Origin of the sequence: Herbaspirillum lusitanum, from assembly GCF_046025995.1 — a bacterium.
Lineage (GTDB): Bacteria > Pseudomonadota > Gammaproteobacteria > Burkholderiales > Burkholderiaceae_D > Herbaspirillum > Herbaspirillum lusitanum_A.
Window position 1 is genome coordinate 25,412 of the sequence record NZ_JAQQFM010000017.1, and the last position, 18,719, is coordinate 44,130.

The window sequence follows — 18,719 nt, forward strand, 5'->3', positions numbered from 1 at the left end:
GGAGGCCGTACGGATCGCAGCAGGGTCTTGCCCTGATTGCGCTGTTTTCAGTTGCCGGTGTTGCAGATATTGCCGAGCGTGTGGATGCGCTGCAAACACACGGGGCTTGCTACCGCGTCCTCGCAATGTGATCCGGGGCAGCTTTGTCATGGCGTCGGATTGAGTTTTCCGTGCCCGAGAATCAAGGCTTGACGGGGCTTAGAGGCGCATCGAAATTGTCGACCGAGAAGCCGTATACGGTCGCCGGTGAGAAGCGGACAGCGGTGGTGCCGGCGGCATTGCCCTTGATGGCAGCGGTCAGTTTTTCGCCGGGCAGAATATAGGTGCGTGAAATATCCACTTCAGTCTTGGCCGGCAGCAACTGCACGGCCTGCGCCATGCGCACCACGTAAGGGCTGTCGTTGCGGATGATCAGCGCGCCGTCCTGAATCGACCAGGTCAGCAGTTTCCACGGTTCGCGGTTCAGCGCCAGATTCTTGGGATGAATGATGACCGGCAGATTCTGGCGCACATTCATCGTCACCTTGACGCCGCCTTCGCCGGATTTTTGTGGGATGCCTTCGAAGATCACCCGCTTGAAACGCTGAGTCTTGAGCGGTTCCTTCAATTGCAGGATGAAGCGCACCAACTGGGTTTCATCAGGCTCGACGCGCGCTACCGGGGGCGAAACGACCAGCAGATTGTCCTTGTCTTCAGGCAGATTCTGGATCGAGGTGTAGAGCAGGGTGGCGGTGGCGTCGGTGTTCTTGACGTTGATGCTGCTTTCGCCGTCGGCTTCATTGACGATCACCACCGAGGTTTCAGGCAACATGCCGCTGGCGCCGGCCGGTGCCGGGCTCAACATCAAGCTCAATGCCAATGTCGAGACGCAGGCGAAAGTCAGAACGGGGCGGGTGTTTTTCTGCGCGGGAAGAGACATGGACACTCCTGATAACGCCTTCGCGTCGGAAACCCTATAGTGTCTTCAAATCACTATGTGGAAAACATAGAAAAACGGCGATATTCGTAGCCGTTTTATCGTTTAGGCGCTCGTGCGGACCTCGTGCGACAGTCTCGCTGCAGTGCGGGATCGGCGTTGCAAATGAGCAAGCGAGCAAGCGAGGAAGGCGCGGGCGACGTGACTGCAGGAGGGGCTGCTCAGCCGGGCAGGGCGTGCTTTCCCCGGAAAACAGGATGCGCGAAAGCGCCGCGGTTCAGAGGTAATTTAATTCAATGGTGGCGGAGCCATCCAGCACGATTTCCTGGCTCAGCGAGAGATTTTCGGGTTTGTTGAGGTAGGGCTGGATGTTGAGCACGCCCGCGATATTCTGGTAGGCATCCACGCTGTTGCTGCTGCCCGAGCTCCATGAAAAGCTGCGGCCCTTGGCCACTTCGCCGCTGTTCCAGGCCTGCCAGGAAGTGCCGCCGTCTGCGGAGGACATCAGTTGCGCCGAGCGGTAGTCGCCGGTGTAGCTGCCGGGCTGCAGTTTGATCAGATAGCCGCCGATATTCTTGCCGGAAGCGCTGCCCAGGCCAAAGTTAAAATCGTCGCCCAGGCTGCCGTTGCCGGAGCCGCTGGCGACGATTCCATTGACCAGTGAGCCGGCGCGGTTGTCTATCATCCTGATGCTGATCTTGGCGGCGGCGTCGCAGCTGATGGTGAAGGACAGTGAGCGCGTTTCCAGCGCCGTGATGCGGCCAGGTTTCAGGATATCGGCCGACATGGTGCCGTAATCGGCCACGCCGCCGCCGGACAGCGAGGGCGTGCAGGCCGCCGGCGTAATGGTGCTCACGACTTCCATCGGTGCAGTATTGGCGGCAATGGCCGGCATGATTGCGGGCAGGCATAGCGGCAGCAGAGTCGCTGCGGTTATCCGTCTGAACGGAGACGCGATGTGATGCTTGGAGGATGGATTGAACATGGGCGCTGGTTGCCGCAGAAATGGTCGATGCCTGCCAACATACACGCTTCTCCCGATCTGTAAAAGCCGCTGATGTACTCAGCGCACTGCGCGATCGTCAATGGCAGGGATCAATGCACTGAGCGTCGCTTACAGATACATCAATTCAAACGTCGCCGACCCGGACAGCGGCACTTCATCTTTCAGTGGAAGATTTTCGGGCTTGTCGACGATGGCCTGAATGCTCAAGGAAGTCTGTACGTTGCGGATCTTCATCGGCGCCGTACCGGAGGCGGCCCAGGTATAGAAGGCATCCTTGCGCACCGCGCGATCATTGGTGACGCGCCACGAGCTGCCGCTTCTGGCGTCGTTCATTTCCAGCGTAGGCGCAGCGTTGCTCACGCCTGAAGCCTTGGATGCGGTCGCAGCCTGATTGTCGAAAGAAATGATGTAACCGCCGATTTGGCGGCCCTGATCGTTGCTGATACCGAAGTTGTATTGATCGTTGCGGCCCTGGACGCTGCCGTAGGACGTCCTGACCAGTCCCGGCACGACCGCGCTGCTCTTGTTGTCGACCAGCTTGATCGCGACATTGGTCGGGATGGCACAGGCCACCGACAAGGTAATCTGTTTCCTGCTCAGCACGGTGGCATTGCCGGCCTGCATGGCGGAGGTGCTGATCTGTCCATAATCGGCGACGCCACCGGACGAAAAACTGGTGACGCAGGCATCAGGCACGATGCGGCCCGTCACACGCAATTCGGCGCTACCGCCGGCCAGTGCCACGTGGGGCAATGCGGCAATCAATACGATTGCAAACAGTTTTTGCTTCATGTGGTTTCCCCGGTTCTGAAATGGAAGGGCGCCTGAATTGCCGTCCATCTGAGTACATCGTTCGCCGCGTCTGAGTGCCGTGGATCGCTAGGATCTTGGAATGCGCAACGAGAAAATTCTAGAATAAAAACTAATATTCTCTGCGCAAATAGTCGTTTGACTATCGATTCTACATATTTTTCTATTTATTTTTAGAGTTTATACGATGGCTTGCGTGTGACCCAGAGCGGCCCCTCTGCGTTAGCACGCGCCGGCTGCCGATTTGTTGTTTTCAGGCATCGCCGGCCCGCTTCTGGCGCCACCAAATTAAGAGAATTCTCATATACCCGAATCGAGCCTCTCAACACAATCACTACTTACAGAAAAATCTTAATTTCTGCCTTCGAGGCAGTCGGGTGGAGAAAACATGAAATCGATCGCGGATTTATCCATTATGGTGATAGAGGATGAACCGTTTCAACGTGCGTATGCCGTTGAAAAAATTCGCGCATTGGGCGCGGTGGACATACTGGAAGCGGAAGACGGGGCGCAGGCCACCGATTTGCTGAAAGAGCATGCCATCGATCTGGTGTTTTGCGATATCGGCATGCCGCACATGGACGGCCCGCAGTTCGTGCTGGCCCAGCGCGATTATGCCGAGCTGCTTTACGAAGGCGGGCAGCGCGACTTGCCGATGCTGGTGTGGATGAGCGCCTTCGACGGCGACGTGCTGGAGTCGCATCAGCAGATGGCCAGTGCGGCCGGATTCCCTTTCGTCGAGACAATCTCCAAGCCGCTGTCGACGCCGACCCTGATCTGTATTTTCGAAATGGCGCTGGCGCTGATCAATTCGACGCAAGAGCGGCGACGCCATCCGTCGCCGCATATTGCTGCGCTGAACATCAGCGACGACGACATTCTGCGCGCCATCTGCGACACCAATGAATTCGAAGTCTGGTATCAGCCGCAATTGTCATTACAGACGCGTGAAATTCTGGGCGCCGAAGCGATGGTGCGCTGGAATCATCCGAAATTCAGCTATCTGATGCAAGATCAGTTCCGCAGTCTGATCGAGCATCAGGGACTGGGACTGGTGCTGTTTTACCGCACCGTCAACCACGCGTTGAAGACCCAGCAGAAGCTGAAAAAGATGGGGTGCACCATTCCCATTTGCGTCAAGGTATCGGCGCTCACACTGGAAACGCGCGAGATCGCCGACTATCTGCTGGAGCGCGTCACGCAGCACGATGTGATGCCGGAGCAGATCATTATCGGCATGTCGGAGTCGGAGCCGCCAATGCAACCGTTGCATCTGGCTGCCTCGCTGAATCGCCTGCGCATCAAGGGCTTCGGCCTGTCCATCGATGATTTCGGCGTCGGGCTGTCGACCATGAAACTGCTGTCGGAAATGCCGTTCACCGAAATCCGTATCGACGCGCATTTCGTGCAGCACATTTTGTGCCAGACGCCATGCCGGGTAATCGTGGAAGCCATCATCGGCATCGCCAGCAAGCTCGGTTTGAAGTTGACCGCGCAGGGCGTCGATCTGGAAAAGCAGGCGGAGATTCTGCAAGGCATGGGTTGCCACCGGGTACAGGGAGACATTGCGCATGCCATGCAACAAGGGGATTTTCTGTCAGCGATAGGCGCCAGCAAATTGTTCAAAGATCAATTTTCGGTGCTGTCGCAGATGCCGGATTGAGTCCTGATCAAGTCTCCGATTGAGAGCAGAAACCCTTTCTATTCAATTAACTGAGCGCATTCTGCCTTTGCTACACTGCTTCGCAGCCCATTTCGTTTTTGCTGTTGAAAGGGTTAAGGGGCACAAGAGGTCAAGTGCCGCAGCTTTGTTTGCCGTATCAAACCGACTGCGAAAAAAGGAATCCATGATGACATGGACAACCGCAAGAACTGTCCGAATAGCCTTGCTCGATGATCATGCTGTAGTGCGCTATGGTCTCGCCGGCCGTCTCGCCGAAGAGCCGGATTTTCAGGTGGTCGGCATGTATGCCACCAGCCGTGAAATGATGGCGGCCTTGCGCACCGTGCCGGCCGATCTGCTGGTGATTGATTATTCGCTGGGCGTCAACGATATCGATGGTCTTAATCTGATCCGGGCGCTAAAAGTGCGTTTCCCGGACAGCAAGATTCTGGTCTCCTCGTCGCATTACAATCCGGCCACCGTCGCGCTGGCGATGAAAGCCGGCGCGCGTGGCTTCGTCGGCAAGGCGCAGGAATTGTCCGAGCTGATCCAGGCGATCCGTACCATTGCGCTGGGGCGCGTGCACCTGAACAACGCCATGGCCGCCGAGCTTTCTTCCATGCTGTCGAGCGACACGTCCGAAGGAGAAAAGAGCGGCGCCGAGACCAGCGATTCGCTCAGTGAAAATTCCGAACTGTCTCCGCGTGAGCGCGAAGTTCTGCGCTGCTGTCTGGATGGCATGTCGGTGACGCAGATCGCCGAAAAATTCGCCCGCAGCGTCAAGACCATCAGCGGACAAAAACAATCTGCATTTCGCAAGCTAGGCGTTCGTAACGATAGCGAACTCTTCAAAATCCAGCATCAATTGCAAGATCTATAGGGACCGCCCCATGAGTGAATCCATGCAAAATTCCGGAGCACATCCGCGAGTGCTGGTCGTTGACGACTCAGCCACCAGCCGGGTGGTGATCGAAAAGCAATTGAAGAAATTCGCCTGCCTGGTTGAAACCGCGGCCAACGGCGGTCAGGCCATTACAGCGATGGAAAAATCGCGTTATGCGCTGGTGCTGCTGGATTGCTACATGCCTGACATGAACGGTTATGAAGTAGCGCGTTACGTGCGGCGGATGGAGGCCGAGCAGGGCTTGTCGCACACGCCCATCATTGCCATTTCTGCCGAAGCGGATGCCGAACATGTGCAGTTATGTCTCGACAGCGGCATGGACGGCATTCTGGGCAAGCCGCTGCCGCAGGATGAGCTGAAAAAGATCCTGTCGCTGTGGTGTGATATCGATGTAGACGCGATTGCCACGCCGTCACCGGCGCCGATCGAAAGCAAACCGGTGGACTTGGTTGGCTTGTTTCGCACTACTTCGCTGGATGATTTCGCCGACTTGCGCAAGGCGCATGCAGCAGGCGATCGCATGATGCTCAAGCGTCTGGCGCATCGCATGAAGGGCGCGGCGCTGACGATGGAAAAAGCCGGCATGGTCTCGACGCTGGAAGGCATAGAGGCAATTGCGCAGGGCGGTGATGCGCAGGCGCAAGGGCAGCTCGATTTGCTGATGCTGCAACTGGAGCGGCAACTGGCCGCGCTGTAATGGCGGCTTTATTTTCAGGCTGAACTTTCGTTCAGCCTTCAAGACTTTTTCTGATCCCCTCGCCATCGACATTTGGCTTGGCTCTCACAGGCAGTATTGATTCGCCGTGAGACCGTGGAAGACCGTAAGGCGAGCCTTACGTCGATGCCGGCTCAAACTCCACGCATAAATCGGTGCTGCTCAAGCATGTCATGGCAAGCAGCGTATGCCCCGGAGTCGTCGTCATTTACCAGGCAAGCCAATTGATCGGTCCGAATGTCCGGCGTTTTTACGTTCGCATCAGGCACCCATCCAAGGTAATCCGGCCTTGCACCAACCCTCTATGGTCTTGCGGTGTCCGGCCTCATCCTTGTTGCCTTCGAAGCCTTCCAGAATGTCGTAGCAGTTCTGATAGCCGTTTTCGGTCGCCAGTTTGGCCGCATGACGCGAGCGCACGCCGGAACGGCACAGGAACAGCAGGGTGTCGTCCGGGCCGGCGACTTGCGCCAGTTGTTCCAGGAACTGAGGATTGGGCTTGCCTTCCGGATACAGATTCCATTGCACCGCCAGATGCTGTCCGGCCGGGATGAGCACGCTGCCAATCCAGTCGCGCTCAGCCTTGGTCCGCACATCAACCAGTTTCACGTCCGGCTTGCTTTGGATCAATGCCAGTGCTTCTTGCGGCGTGACCGCGCCGCGATAAGGGAATTGTCCGGCCGCGCTTCTTTGTTGTGCTGTGTCCAGAATGTTGTTGTCGCTCATATGAATCCTTGCTGATCGAAATAATTTAGAAGATTGCCTGTAGATAACAAGATGGTTTAAGCATCAAATCAAAATATTGCCATCAACACAATTTCACCATTTTTGTGCGAAAGTTTATTTTTGATTTAATTTGGTGCGAAAAATAATATTTGATTTAATTTGGTGCGTAATTTTGTAGGACTTGCACTGAACAGATCTGCTCATAAGCCAGCCTCTCCCTAAAATATCCCACAAATGGGCCTCCCGGGGAGGCGGTGGCATGGAATCTGCTATCATCCCACGCTGAGTTCTGGCGCACTTCTGTTGTATTCAATGCAAACATCCAGTCGCACGAAATCGGCTCATTACCCAAATTTATACTACTTCCTCGTTTTAGGAGATTCGCATGGCAAGGACGGCCGCAGAGGTTTTGAAGATGGTGAAGGACAACGAAGTCAAGTTCGTCGACTTCCGTTTTGCTGACACCCGGGGCAAGGAACAGCACGTTACAGTTCCAGTTTCCCATTTCGATATCGACAAGTTCGAATCCGGTCACGCCTTCGACGGTTCGTCGATCGCCGGCTGGAAGGGTATCGAAGCCTCCGACATGCTGTTGATTCCGGATCCGAACACTGCCAACATCGACCCGTTCATGGAAGAAACCACATTGTTCATGCAATGTGACGTGATCGAACCATCCGATGGCAAAGGCTATGACCGCGATCCACGCTCCATCGCCAAGCGCGCTGAAGCCTACCTGAAGTCCTCCGGCCTGGGCGACACCGCCTACTTTGGTCCTGAGCCAGAATTCTTCATTTTCGACGGCGTACGCTGGGGCGCGGACATGTCCGGTTCCTTCGTCAAGATCGATTCCGAAGAGGCTTCCTGGAGCACCGGTTCCAAGATCGAAGGCGGCAACTCCGGCCACCGTCCGGTAGTCAAGGGCGGCTACTTCCCAGTGCCACCGGTCGACAGCTTCCAGGACATGCGTTCGGAAATGTCCCTGATCCTCGAATCCCTGGGCATCCCGGTTGAAGTGCACCACCACGAAGTGGCCGGCGCAGGTCAAAACGAACTGGGCACCAAATTCTCGACGCTGGTCGAGCGCGCCGACTGGACACAGACTCTGAAGTATGTGATCTGGAACGTTGCTCACACCTACGGCAAGACCGCAACCTTCATGCCGAAGCCACTGGTCGGCGACAACGGTTCGGGCATGCACGTTCACCAATCCGTCTGGAAAGATGGCAAGAACCTGTTCGCAGGCGACGGCTATGCTGGTTTGTCGGAATTCGCGCTGTTCTACATCGGCGGCATCATCAAGCACGCCAAGGCGCTGAACGCCATCACCAACCCAGGCACCAACTCGTACAAGCGTCTGGTTCCAGGCTTCGAAGCACCGGTCAAGCTGGCCTACTCGGCACGTAACCGTTCGGCTTCGATCCGTATTCCACACGTGGCGAATCCTAAGGGCCGTCGTATCGAAACCCGCTTCCCGGATCCTCTGGCGAACCCATACCTGTGCTTCTCGGCTCTGCTGATGGCCGGTCTGGACGGCGTGCAGAACAAGATCCATCCGGGCGAAGCAGCTTCGAAGGACCTGTACCACCTGCCACCGGAAGAAGACAAGCTGATCCCGACCGTGTGCGCATCGCTGGAAGAAGCGCTGGAGCATCTGGACAAGGATCGCGAGTTCCTGACCCGCGGCGGCGTCTTCACCGACAGCATGATCGATGCGTATCTGGACCTGAAGGGCCAGGAAGTTCAGCGCTATCGCATGACGACTCACCCGATCGAATTCGACATGTACTACTCGCTGTAATTCGAGTGTCGGTCTGAGTGTCTAAAAAAGGGGAAGCTTGCTTCCCCTTTTTCTTTTGTGCGTACCTATTTTCTTCTGCGACGCCTGCATGTCTTCGATGCGCGGCGCGCATCAGTTGATGGACGTCGTTGAATATCTGCACCGAACAGCCTTTTCGCTGTCCTAAAACCGGGAGGGCGATTTTCGGAGCAGATCGATGAAAGCCTATTTTCTTTTTCGCCATGGGGTGTTGAGCACTTGTCTGCTGAGCGTCCACGTGATCGCCGTGGCACAGAACATTCTGATCTGTACCGATCAGAACGGTCATCGTGAATACCGTGATGCAGGCTCGACGAACGGCTGTAGCAAGCAATTGCTGCCGCAATTGAATCTGGCCCCGGGCTTGCCAAAGCAGCCGACAAGCGGATCTGCTGCGACGATAAGCGAGGGCGCTAAAGATAGCGCCAGAGGCGGCCCGGGATCAGGGCCAGATCAGGCGCATGCCGCGAATCTGCGACGCCTGTTCAATGCTGAACGTGAAAAATTCGCGGCACTGCAAGCCGAATTCAACGGTGGTGAACCGGAGCGTCATGGCGATGAACGCAATTACGCCAAATATCAGGAGCGAGTCGCTGCGATGCAGGAAGCCCTGACGCGCAGCAAGGCGCGCCTGGAGAGATTGTCGCAGCAACTTGATCGGGCCGGCAACGACGCACGAGCATCGACGCCGTAAGGGAATGCCTGATTTCATGCGCTGTTTCGCCACCGTACGATAGGCATGAGCGCCGCAATGCCCGGCGACCGGAGGTTGCATGCGGGTTAGCCCGAATCTTGCTATAGAGGCAGGAGCATTGTCGAACATGTTTGAATTATTCTTCTGTCGGCAATCGTGCTTGAAATCGTCAACTGCTGAGGCAAGGCTGATCTGGCGTGCCAGCGACAAGCTAGTCGGCATGCTGCTTGAGACCGGCGCCCGCTGAGTCGGCAGGACGGGCGTGTCACCAACGCCTGAGGCAAGGCCGAAGTGAAACCGATGCAAGCTCAAGAACAATCCTGGGCAAGAGCAATGCAAGACCAACGAAGCATACGAATGAAAACCACATTTCCATCGCTTGAGGGACTCGATCTGCTGGCTTCGGCCGTCATCATTCTGGATGCGGAAGGCGGTATCGTCTACGCCAATGCAGCCGCAGAGAACATGCTGGAAAGCTCGTTCAAGGTGCTGTCGCAGCAGAAGCTGTCGGAGCTGTTCCTGAACGGCAAGGACCTTACCGCGCTGTTCTATCAGGCTGTGCAGCACCAGTTCGCGGACAAGCGTCTGGACCTGGTGCTGGAGCGCGCCAATCGCGAGCCGCTGCAGGTGCATACCATCGTCACCGCGCTCGACAATACAGATATGCCGGTACTGCTGGAACTGCGTGAAAACGTGCAGCAACTCAAGCTCGACCGTGAAGAACGCATGCTGGATCAGAGTCAGGCCAACAAGGAACTGATCCGCAATCTGGCGCATGAAATCAAGAATCCGCTGGGCGGCATCCGCGGCGCGGCGCAATTGCTCGAGCTTGAATTGCCGGAACGTCATCTCAAGGAGCTGCGCGAATACACCCAGGTCATCATCAAGGAAGCCGATCGCCTGCAGACCCTGGTCGATCGCCTGCTGGCGCCGCATCGCCATCCGCATATCGTCGGCGACGTCAACGTGCACGAAGTCTGCGAGCGCGTGCGCAGCCTGATCCTGGCGGAGTTCCCCAACGGTCTCACCATCAAGCGCGATTACGATCTGTCGATCCCGGAATTCCGTGGCGACAAGGAGCAACTGATTCAGGCGCTGCTCAACATTGTTCACAACGCTGCGCAAGCGCTCGCAGAACGCATGCGCGCCGGCGATGCCGAGCTGATTTTGCAGACGCGCGTCGTGCGTCAAGTGACGCTCGCCAAGGTCCGGTACCGGCTGGCACTAGATTTGCATATCATCGATAACGGTCCCGGCATCGCGCCGGACATTCAGGACAGAATTTTCTATCCCCTGGTGTCCGGCCGTGAAGGCGGCAGTGGTCTCGGTCTGACGCTGGCACAGACATTCGTCCAGCAGCACATGGGTGTGATCGAGTGCGACAGCCGTCCGGGATGTACCGATTTCAGAATCCTGATACCGCTGCCGTGACAAGTGCATGCGAGGCAGAGTGATACAGGAAAACCAAGGCTAGCCAATGAAGCGAAGCCATCGCCAAGGCAGTTAAGCAAGTGCAGGAAAATGGGGGCTGGCGCAAGACGCCGCATTGACAAGGCCGCCGATCCGGCAACAGATCGGGCCATAGCAATGCGGCAGCACATGCAGGCGCGCCACAACAGCATTAACAGCATCACAAACGCAGGATGAATACACACTTATGAAGCCAATCTGGATTGTTGACGACGACGAATCGATACGCTGGGTTCTCGAAAAAGCCCTCGCGCGAGAAAATCTCGCCACACAAAGTTTTTCCAGCGCACGCGATGCCATGCAGGCCCTGCAAACCGGCACGCCGCAAGTACTGGTCTCCGATATCCGGATGCCCGGCGCTTCCGGGCTGGAGCTGCTGCAAGCCGTCAAGGCCAAGCATCCCGGCATCCCGGTCATTATCATTACCGCGTTTTCCGATCTGGATTCGGCAGTCTCGGCGTTCCAGGGAGGCGCATTCGAATATCTGGCGAAGCCCTTCGACGTCGACAAGGCGGTCGAGCTGATCCGGCGCGCGCTCGATGAAAGCTTGCGCGAAACCGATGTCGAGCAATCCTCCGCCCAAACGCCGGAAATTCTCGGCCAGGCGCCGGCGATGCAGGACGTGTTCCGCGCCATCGGCCGCCTCTCGCAATCCAATGTGACGGTGTTGATCACGGGCGAATCCGGTTCCGGCAAGGAGCTGGTCGCGCGTGCCTTGCACAAGCACAGTCCGCGCGCTGCGCAGCCTTTCGTCGCGCTGAATACTGCAGCGATTCCCAAGGATCTGCTGGAGTCCGAACTGTTCGGCCATGAGCGCGGCGCCTTCACCGGCGCGCAGGCCATGCGGCGCGGTCGTTTCGAACAGGCCGAAGGCGGCACGCTGTTCCTCGATGAAATCGGCGACATGCCGCTGGACCTGCAGACGCGTCTGCTGCGCGTGCTGTCGGATGGCCATTTCTATCGCGTCGGCGGTCATCAGTCGCTGAAGGCTAACGTGCGCGTGATCGCAGCCACGCACCAGAATCTGGAGCAGCGCGTGCGCGAAGGTCTGTTCCGTGAAGACTTGTATCACCGTCTGAACGTGATCCGCCTGCGTCTGCCCAGCCTGCGCGAACGCAACGAAGACATCCCGATTCTGGCGCGGCATTTCCTCACCCAAAGCGCACGTCAGCTCGGTGTCGAAGCCAAGCGCCTGTCGCCGCAAGCGATGCAGTTCCTGTCGCAGCTGGAGCTGCCGGGCAACGTTCGTCAGCTGGAAAACCTGTGTAACTGGATCACCGTCATGGCGCCCGGCCAGACCGTGGAAGTCAAGGATCTGCCGCAGGATCTGATCGAAGAACGCAGCTACGTCGGTCATGCCGCGCCGCTGACTGCCTCCGCTCCGGCGCAGGCGGCAGCGCCTGCGGAATATGCCGGCGGCGCGCCGGCCGCCATGGATGCCGGCGGCGAACGTGCCAGCTGGGTCTCGCTGCTGGAAGCTGAAGCAGCGCAGATGCTGGCGCAGGAGCAGCCTGAAGTGATGGACATCCTCGGTCGCCAGTTCGAAGCGGCGCTGATCAAGATCGCACTGAAGCACACGCATGGCCGCAAGAATGACGCGGCGGTGCGCCTGGGCATCGGCCGCAACACGATCACGCGCAAGATTCAGGAGCTCGGGATCGGCGGCGCCGAGGACGATTGAATGCAGTGAAGCAGGGTGATTCAGCATTCGGCAGCATGAATGCGTATTGAATGACGAGGGTGGGGAAGGGGATGTGTGTGCCGCTGCGCAAATCCTCTGCAAGGGGAATCAGCGGAGAGAAAAATAGAGAACGGGCCGGATTCAGAAAACTGAAGCGGCCCGTTTTTACTTGCATCGCATACGCTGCATTTAATCTGCGCAAGCTTCAGCGATATGGCCTGTGAAGCTTGCGCAGAGTGCAGCGCAGATTCATACCGATTACTTCAATTTCAGCACGGCACGAGCAGACACGCTGGCCAGCACGCTCAGCACCGCGCCGAAGATCACGAAGTAACTCACCGACAGTTTGTCGCCGGTGACGTCGATCAGCCAGGTGATGATCAGGCCGGCAAAGCCGCCGAAGATGGTGACCGCGATGTTATACGCCAGCGACATGCCGGTACCGCGCGTCTGCACCGGGAAGATGTCGGCCAGCAGCGCCGGCATCGACGCGAAGTACAGCGTCATCAGCACGCCGATCACCGCCTGCAGCATCAGCAGCGTGCCGAAGTTCGGGTTGTTGCTCAGATACAGGAACATCGGATAGGTCAGCACCACGAACAGCGCGCTGCTGACGATCATGAACGGCGTGCGGCCGTACTTGTCGGACAGCTCGCCCACCAGTGGCGAACCGACCGCCATGATCAGACCGGCCACCGACATCGCAGCAAACGACGACCATGCCGGCATGCCCAGTTGCTTGACCGCGTAGGTCGGGATATAGAGCGACAGATAGACCGACACGGTCGCCATGATCACACAGCCGGTGCCGATGAACAGGCGCATTTTCTGGGTGCTGAACGTCTCTTGCAGCGGCTTGCTGGTGGTGTGATCGGATTCGCTGAATTCTGGCGATTCTTCCAGGTGACGGCGAATGTAGATACCGGCCGGTGCAATCAGCAGGCCGAAGATGAAGGGAATGCGCCAGCCCCACGAAGCCAGTTGATCGGCGGTCAGCAGATTGTTCAGCGCGGCGCCGAAGATCGCTGCCAGCAGCAGACTGATGCCCTGGCTGGCGACTTGCCAGCTGGAGAAAAAGCCGCGTCGGTGCGGGGCGTGTTCGACCAGAAACGCCGTCGAGCTGCCGAACTCGCCGCCGGCCGAAAAGCCCTGAATCATCTTGCCGATGGCAATGCCGGCCGGCGCCAGCAAACCGATGGTTTCATAGTTGGGCATGAAGGCGATCAGCGCGGTGCCGATGGTCATGAGCATGATGGACAGCATCAGTGCCGACTTGCGGCCGACGCGGTCGGAATAGGCGCCCAATACCACTGCGCCCAGCGGACGCATGAAGAAGGACACGCCGAAGGTGCCGAAGGTCAGCAGCAGCGAAACGGTTTCATTCCCGGCCGGGAAGAACTGCTTGGCGATCACCACGGCGAAGGCGCCGTAGATCAGGATGTCGAACCATTCGAGCGCATTGCCGATGGACGATGAAATGATGGCCCGTCTTGCCTGTGGATGGGTTTTTCCTGCCGTGGATGCGGTGGCGCTGGTGGTCATGAATTCTCCTGTCGTAAAAGCCCTGTGGCGAACCTCGCTGACTTCCTTGCGGAGGTCGCGATGCGTTTATTGGTCGTGCAAAGTCGTGATCTTCCGGGGCGGATGTGACGCTGTTCCGAATGCGTGCTCAGGAGCTGCCGAGCGAGTGTTGAATCGGTCTCCTTCCGATTGCGGATGCCGATTCGATATCGATGCAGCGCCGGTCTGGCGCATGAGCTGCGCATTGTTTTTCTGGACCGCTGCCGCATGCCATTCTCTGAATTTCCTTCGATCGCTTTTGCAGCCCTGCGAGAATAGGCGGCGGGGTAGAAGCCTGTCAAGAAACTTGTACGAGAAAGCCATCGCTTTGAATTCGATGTTTGTCCGTAAATAGTTTTGATTGTTATGGCTTGAACAGAGCGGGCAGTGTTTGCTGCCGAGTGACGCCACTCACGCGTCTGCCTTTACATTCCCCAGCTCCTTCAGCTTGCGCCAGAGGGTGGTGCGGCTGATGCCCAGATAGTTGGCCACCGCCTCCCGGTTGCCGTCGAGTTTTTGCATGGCTTCGCGCAGTTTTTCGTTCTCACTCTGCGGGAATGGTGGCGCGGGTATTTCGGCGCCTGTAGCGGCGTAGGGCGCTGACCTAAGTGACGGTGCGGGCGAAAGCTGATTACCTGGCGCCGGTGTGTTTGCACTCGGCGACAAGGCCGGCGACGGCAACAGTTCCGGCGCGATGCGCAGGATCAGACCGGGTGTCAGCGCCTGCAAGGGTTCGGCTGCCAGAAACAGCGCCAGCCTTTCCATCAGATTGCGCAGCTCGCGCACATTGCCGGGCCAGGCGTAGCTTGCCAGCAGCGGTACGCAGCGCAGAATTTCGGCATGCAGATTGGCATGCGGCCGGATATCCATCGCCGCCAGCGCATGCTTGAGACACCATTCCGCCAGCGGCGCCAGATCGTCGCTGCGCTGGCGCAGCGGCGGCAATTGCAGGCGCAGCACACTCAGGCGATAGAACAGATCGGCACGGAAGCGACCTTCGCGTACGCGCTCATCCAGATCGCAATGCGTGGCGCTGATGATGCGCACGTTGACCGGAATCGGCCGCGTGCCGCCCACGCGCACCACCTCGCGCTCTTCCAGCACGCGCAGCAGACGGGTCTGCAAGGGCAGCGGCATCTCGCCGATTTCATCGAGGAACAGCGTGCCGCGATGCGCGGCTTCAAACAGGCCGGCACGGCCGCCGCGCCGCGAGCCGGTGAAGGCGCCTTCTTCATGGCCAAACAATTCCGACTCCAGCAGCGATTCCGCCAGCGCGCCGCAATTCACCGCGACGAAGGGGTGTGCCGCCTGCGCCTTGCCCTGCATCATGGGATGGGCACGGTGCATCGCCTGCGCCGCCAGCTCTTTGCCGGTGCCGGTTTCACCCTGAATCAACACCGTCGCCGGCGAGCGCGCGAACAGCATGATTGATTGACGCACGCTTTCCATTGCCGCCGATTCGCCGCGCAGGTCGTTGATGTGATGTCGTGCGCGCAAAGTCTCTGCCACCGGCAGAGTGCGGCCGCGTGTGCTTTCCAGTTGCGTCAGGCGGGCCAGTTCGAGTGCGTCGTCGAAGGCCTGGCGGATCGAGGCTGAGGAATAAATGAAGATGCCGTGCAAGCCGGCTTCTTCCGCCAGATCGGTAATCAGTCCGGCGCCGACAATCGCCTTGATGCCGTCGGCTTTCAGATCGTTGATCTGGGCCCGCGCATCCTCTTCCGTGGCATAAGTGCGCTGCACGATGTCGAGACCGAACATGTTCTTGAACTCGGTCAGCGCCGGCATGGTTTCCTGATAGGTGATCAGGCCGATCTTGCTGCTCAGCTTGCGCGCGCGCGCCAGTGCCTGCATCACATCGAAGCCGCTGGCCTTGGCGATGATCACCGGCACCGGCAGCCGGCTCTTGAGATAGGCGCCGTTTGAACCGGCCGAAATCACGGCATCGCAATGTTCGGTGGCGAGTCGTTCGCGGATATGCCGCACTGCATCTTCAAAGCCCAGGTGGATGGGTTCGATGTTGGCGACGTCGTCGAACTCCAGCGTGATGTCGCGGAACAGATCGAACAGGCGCGAGACCGAAACGGTCCAGATCACCGGTTTGTCGGCGTTGTCGCGCGTAGAGGATGCGGGGCGTTTCATATGGCTTATCTGTCCGATGAGTGTGCGATCAGTGATGCAGATTTGTTTCGAGAGATGTTTCAAAAACGTTTCATGCATGTTTCTCTGGTCGAATTTTAACGTATTTGAAACGTGATGAAGCGCCCGGCCGATTCTTCTGCAGATTTGATCATCGCGTTCTTCAACGCCCATAAGTGTTTGATTTCAAATTGATTCGAAGCTGATGTCTCGCGAGCGCTTCGTTTTTATCCGCCTCGCCGCGCCATGGTGGCACGCGCATTGCAATATGAGGCACAGCGTCGCGGCCTGAAACAGGTCGCAACAGGTCGCGCAGCCTGCGGGTGTTGCGCTCTCCGGGACTTCGGCCTGGAGTCCGCCTGAATCGCCAGAACAAGATGTCGAGACAAGCTGACAGGCAAGAATACTCAGGCATTTCCGCAACTTCATCGTTCCACATTCAAAGGGTTCATCATGGCTCTCCATTCCGCAGGTGCAGCATTTCGCAAAGCCGTCCAGGAAGAATCGCCGTTGCAGGTCATCGGCGCCATCAACGCCAATCATGCCTTGCTGGCCAAGCGTGCCGGCTTCAAGGCGATCTATCTTTCGGGTGGCGGTGTCGCTGCCGGTTCGCTCGGTTTGCCCGATCTCGGCATCTCCAATCTGGATGACGTGCTGACCGACGTGCGCCGCATCACCGACGTCTGCGATCTGCCCTTGCTGGTGGATGTGGATACCGGCTTCGGTTCGTCCGCCTTCAACGTGGCGCGTACCGTCAAATCGATGATCAAGTTCGGTGCAGCGGCTATTCACATCGAAGACCAGGTCGGCGCCAAGCGCTGCGGCCATCGTCCCGGCAAGGAAATCGTCAGCAAGCAGGAAATGGTGGATCGCATCAAGGCCGCCGTCGATGCGCGTACCGATGAAAATTTCGTGATCATGGCGCGCACCGATGCGCTGGCGGTCGAAGGTCTGGAGGCCGCCATCGAGCGCGCGGTGGCCTGCGTCGAAGCCGGCGCCGACATGATCTTCCCGGAAGCCATTACCGATCTGCCGATGTACAAGCAGTTCGCCAATGCCGTGAAGGTGCCGATTCTGGCCAACATCACCGAGTTCGGTTCGACCCCGCTGTTCACGGTGGACGAGCTCAAGGGCGCCGACGTCGGCATCGTGCTGTATCCGCTGTCGGCCTTCCGCGCCATGAACAAGGCGGCCGAAAACGTCTACACCGCGATCCGCCGCGACGGCACACAAAAGAATGTGGTCGACACCATGCAGACGCGCATGGAGCTGTATGACCGCATCGGCTATCACGATTTCGAGCAAAGACTGGATGCCTTGTTCGCGCAGCAGAAGAACAAGTAACAGCAAGTAAGGACAAGCAAAAGCGTCCGCAGCAGAGCAACTTATAACCAGACATTGAACGAACATTTGAGGAGAATTTGATGAGCGAGCAGACTGCAGCAGCAACAGGTTTCAAGCCTAAAAAATCGGTGGCGCTGTCCGGCGTCACTGCCGGCAACACCGCGCTGTGCACCGTCGGCAAGACCGGCAATGACTTGCACTATCGCGGCTACGACATCCTCGACGTCGCCGATAGCTGCGAATTCGAAGAAATCGCTCACCTGCTGGTGCACGGCAAACTGCCGACCGCAGCTGAACTGAAAGCTTACAAGGCCAAACTCAAAGCGCTGCGGGGCCTGCCGGCCAACGTCAAGGCGGCGCTGGAATGGTTGCCTGCGGCCTCGCATCCGATGGACGTGATGCGCACCGGCGTGTCCGCGCTGGGCTGCGTGCTGCCGGAGAAAGACGATCACAATACGCCGGGCGCGCGCGATATTGCCGACCGTCTGATGGCCTCGCTGGGCTCGATGCTGCTGTACTGGTATCACTACAGCCAGAACGGCAAGCGTATCGAAGTCGAAACCGATGATGACTCCATCGGCGGCCACTTCCTGCATCTGCTGCACGGCGAAAAGCCGTCCGAGCTGTGGGAAAACGCCATGCACACTTCACTGATCCTGTACGCCGAACACGAATTCAATGCCTCCACGTTCGCCAGCCGCGTCATTGCCGGCACCGGTTCCGACATGTACTCGGCGATCACCGGCGGCATTGGTGCGCTGCGCGGTCCCAAGCATGGCGGCGCCAATGAAGTGGCCTTCGAAATCCAGAAGCGCTACGACAATCCGGACGAAGCGGAAGCCGACATCAAGCGCCGCGTCGAAAACAAGGAAGTCGTGATCGGCTTCGGCCATCCGGTCTACACCATCTCCGATCCGCGCAACAAGGTGATCAAGGAAGTGGCGCGCAAGCTGTCCAAGGATGCCGGCTCGGTCAAGATGTTCGACATCGCCGAACGTCTGGAAACCGTGATGTGGGACATCAAGAAGATGTTCCCGAATCTGGACTGGTTCTCGGCCGTCTCGTATCACATGATGGGCGTGCCGACCGCCATGTTCACGCCACTGTTCGTGATCGCACGCACTTCCGGCTGGGCCGCTCACATCATCGAGCAGCGCATCGACAACAAGATCATTCGTCCATCGGCCAACTATGTCGGTCCGGAAGATCTGAAGTTTGTGCCGATCAAGGATCGCAAGTAATTATTGCAGCTGCGTGCTTCCTCCCTGATAGCGCACC

General features: G+C 58.1%; 15 protein-coding genes. 9 read left to right on the plus strand and 6 right to left on the minus strand.

Features of this window, described 5'->3' with window-relative positions:
* Positions 1 to 181: 181 nt before the first annotated feature.
* The 3 genes from PQR62_RS24915 to PQR62_RS24925 all read right to left on the minus strand — a co-directional run bounded on the left by PQR62_RS24915 (position 182) and on the right by PQR62_RS24925 (position 2,714).
* A complete protein-coding gene (locus PQR62_RS24915) occupies positions 182 to 919 on the minus strand; it encodes a fimbria/pilus chaperone family protein (RefSeq protein ID WP_408160773.1) in 738 nt (245 codons plus the stop codon).
* Positions 920 to 1,193: 274 nt separating this feature from the next.
* Complete coding sequence (locus PQR62_RS24920) at positions 1,194 to 1,811, minus strand: DUF1120 domain-containing protein (RefSeq protein WP_408160774.1); 618 nt, start codon at positions 1,809 to 1,811, stop codon at positions 1,194 to 1,196.
* Between the two features lie 219 nt (positions 1,812 to 2,030).
* Positions 2,031 to 2,714 (minus strand): DUF1120 domain-containing protein, encoded by a 684-nt coding sequence (locus PQR62_RS24925; protein WP_408160775.1) that lies wholly within the window; start codon positions 2,712 to 2,714, stop codon positions 2,031 to 2,033.
* A 406-nt stretch (positions 2,715 to 3,120) separates the two neighbouring features.
* Here PQR62_RS24925 and PQR62_RS24930 point away from each other — a divergent pair, with 406 nt between their 5' ends.
* The 3 genes from PQR62_RS24930 (at position 3,121) to PQR62_RS24940 (ending at position 5,996) form a co-directional block, all read left to right on the plus strand.
* Complete coding sequence (locus tag PQR62_RS24930) at positions 3,121 to 4,395, plus strand: EAL domain-containing response regulator (protein WP_408160776.1); 1,275 nt, start codon at positions 3,121 to 3,123, stop codon at positions 4,393 to 4,395.
* Positions 4,396 to 4,582: 187 nt separating this feature from the next.
* On the plus strand, positions 4,583 to 5,275 hold the full coding sequence (locus PQR62_RS24935; RefSeq protein ID WP_408160806.1) for a response regulator: 693 nt from the start codon (positions 4,583 to 4,585) through the stop codon (positions 5,273 to 5,275).
* Positions 5,276 to 5,297: 22 nt separating this feature from the next.
* Complete coding sequence (locus tag PQR62_RS24940) at positions 5,298 to 5,996, plus strand: response regulator (protein ID WP_408160777.1); 699 nt, start codon at positions 5,298 to 5,300, stop codon at positions 5,994 to 5,996.
* 279 nt (positions 5,997 to 6,275) lie between these two features.
* Here the strand turns inward: PQR62_RS24940 and PQR62_RS24945 are convergent, their stop codons facing one another.
* Positions 6,276 to 6,737, minus strand: a complete 462-nt coding sequence (locus PQR62_RS24945) for a rhodanese-like domain-containing protein (RefSeq protein ID WP_408160778.1) — start codon at positions 6,735 to 6,737, stop codon at positions 6,276 to 6,278.
* A 385-nt stretch (positions 6,738 to 7,122) separates the two neighbouring features.
* On the opposite strand from PQR62_RS24945, the gene glnA reads away from it, so the two are divergent.
* The 4 genes from glnA (at position 7,123) to ntrC (ending at position 12,401) form a co-directional block, all read left to right on the plus strand.
* On the plus strand, positions 7,123 to 8,538 hold the full coding sequence (gene glnA, locus PQR62_RS24950) for a type I glutamate--ammonia ligase (protein WP_408160779.1): 1,416 nt from the start codon (positions 7,123 to 7,125) through the stop codon (positions 8,536 to 8,538).
* 196 nt (positions 8,539 to 8,734) lie between these two features.
* A complete protein-coding gene (locus PQR62_RS24955) occupies positions 8,735 to 9,250 on the plus strand; it encodes a DUF4124 domain-containing protein (RefSeq protein WP_408160780.1) in 516 nt (171 codons plus the stop codon).
* Between the two features lie 357 nt (positions 9,251 to 9,607).
* On the plus strand, positions 9,608 to 10,681 hold the full coding sequence (gene glnL / locus PQR62_RS24960; protein ID WP_408160781.1) for a nitrogen regulation protein NR(II): 1,074 nt from the start codon (positions 9,608 to 9,610) through the stop codon (positions 10,679 to 10,681).
* Between the two features lie 226 nt (positions 10,682 to 10,907).
* A complete protein-coding gene (ntrC, locus tag PQR62_RS24965) occupies positions 10,908 to 12,401 on the plus strand; it encodes a nitrogen regulation protein NR(I) (RefSeq protein ID WP_408160782.1) in 1,494 nt (497 codons plus the stop codon).
* A gap of 258 nt (positions 12,402 to 12,659) precedes the next feature.
* On the opposite strand, the gene PQR62_RS24970 is transcribed toward ntrC, so the two are convergent.
* Together PQR62_RS24970 and prpR are read right to left on the minus strand one after the other, a co-directional pair.
* Positions 12,660 to 13,943 carry an MFS transporter gene (locus tag PQR62_RS24970; protein WP_408160783.1) on the minus strand — a complete coding sequence of 428 codons (1,284 nt, stop codon included), beginning with the start codon at positions 13,941 to 13,943 and terminating at the stop codon, positions 12,660 to 12,662.
* A gap of 429 nt (positions 13,944 to 14,372) precedes the next feature.
* Entirely contained in the window at positions 14,373 to 16,100 is a 1,728-nt protein-coding gene (gene prpR / locus PQR62_RS24975; RefSeq protein ID WP_408160784.1) for a propionate catabolism operon regulatory protein PrpR, read from the minus strand.
* A gap of 450 nt (positions 16,101 to 16,550) precedes the next feature.
* On the opposite strand from prpR, the gene prpB reads away from it, so the two are divergent.
* Together prpB and prpC are read left to right on the plus strand one after the other, a co-directional pair.
* The gene (gene prpB, locus PQR62_RS24980; protein WP_408160785.1) at positions 16,551 to 17,441 is read left to right on the plus strand and encodes a methylisocitrate lyase; all 891 of its coding nucleotides are present in this window, start codon (positions 16,551 to 16,553) and stop codon (positions 17,439 to 17,441) included.
* Positions 17,442 to 17,521: 80 nt separating this feature from the next.
* Complete coding sequence (gene prpC, locus PQR62_RS24985; protein ID WP_408160786.1) at positions 17,522 to 18,682, plus strand: bifunctional 2-methylcitrate synthase/citrate synthase; 1,161 nt, start codon at positions 17,522 to 17,524, stop codon at positions 18,680 to 18,682.
* The last annotated feature ends 37 nt before the right edge of the window (positions 18,683 to 18,719 follow it).

Coding starts and splice junctions, on each gene's coding strand:
- PQR62_RS24915 (WP_408160773.1), bottom strand. CDS start 919: ATGTCTCTTCCCGCGCAGAAAAACACCCGCCCCGTTCTGACTTTCGCC.
- PQR62_RS24920 (WP_408160774.1), bottom strand. CDS start 1,811: ATGCCGGCCATTGCCGCCAATACTGCACCGATGGAAGTCGTGAGCACC.
- PQR62_RS24925 (WP_408160775.1), bottom strand. CDS start 2,714: ATGAAGCAAAAACTGTTTGCAATCGTATTGATTGCCGCATTGCCCCAC.
- PQR62_RS24930 (WP_408160776.1), top strand. CDS start 3,121: ATGAAATCGATCGCGGATTTATCCATTATGGTGATAGAGGATGAACCG.
- PQR62_RS24935 (WP_408160806.1), top strand. CDS start 4,583: ATGACATGGACAACCGCAAGAACTGTCCGAATAGCCTTGCTCGATGAT.
- PQR62_RS24940 (WP_408160777.1), top strand. CDS start 5,298: ATGCAAAATTCCGGAGCACATCCGCGAGTGCTGGTCGTTGACGACTCA.
- PQR62_RS24945 (WP_408160778.1), bottom strand. CDS start 6,737: ATGAGCGACAACAACATTCTGGACACAGCACAACAAAGAAGCGCGGCC.
- glnA (WP_408160779.1), top strand. CDS start 7,123: ATGGCAAGGACGGCCGCAGAGGTTTTGAAGATGGTGAAGGACAACGAA.
- PQR62_RS24955 (WP_408160780.1), top strand. CDS start 8,735: ATGAAAGCCTATTTTCTTTTTCGCCATGGGGTGTTGAGCACTTGTCTG.
- glnL (WP_408160781.1), top strand. CDS start 9,608: ATGAAAACCACATTTCCATCGCTTGAGGGACTCGATCTGCTGGCTTCG.
- ntrC (WP_408160782.1), top strand. CDS start 10,908: ATGAAGCCAATCTGGATTGTTGACGACGACGAATCGATACGCTGGGTT.
- PQR62_RS24970 (WP_408160783.1), bottom strand. CDS start 13,943: ATGACCACCAGCGCCACCGCATCCACGGCAGGAAAAACCCATCCACAG.
- prpR (WP_408160784.1), bottom strand. CDS start 16,100: ATGAAACGCCCCGCATCCTCTACGCGCGACAACGCCGACAAACCGGTG.
- prpB (WP_408160785.1), top strand. CDS start 16,551: ATGGCTCTCCATTCCGCAGGTGCAGCATTTCGCAAAGCCGTCCAGGAA.
- prpC (WP_408160786.1), top strand. CDS start 17,522: ATGAGCGAGCAGACTGCAGCAGCAACAGGTTTCAAGCCTAAAAAATCG.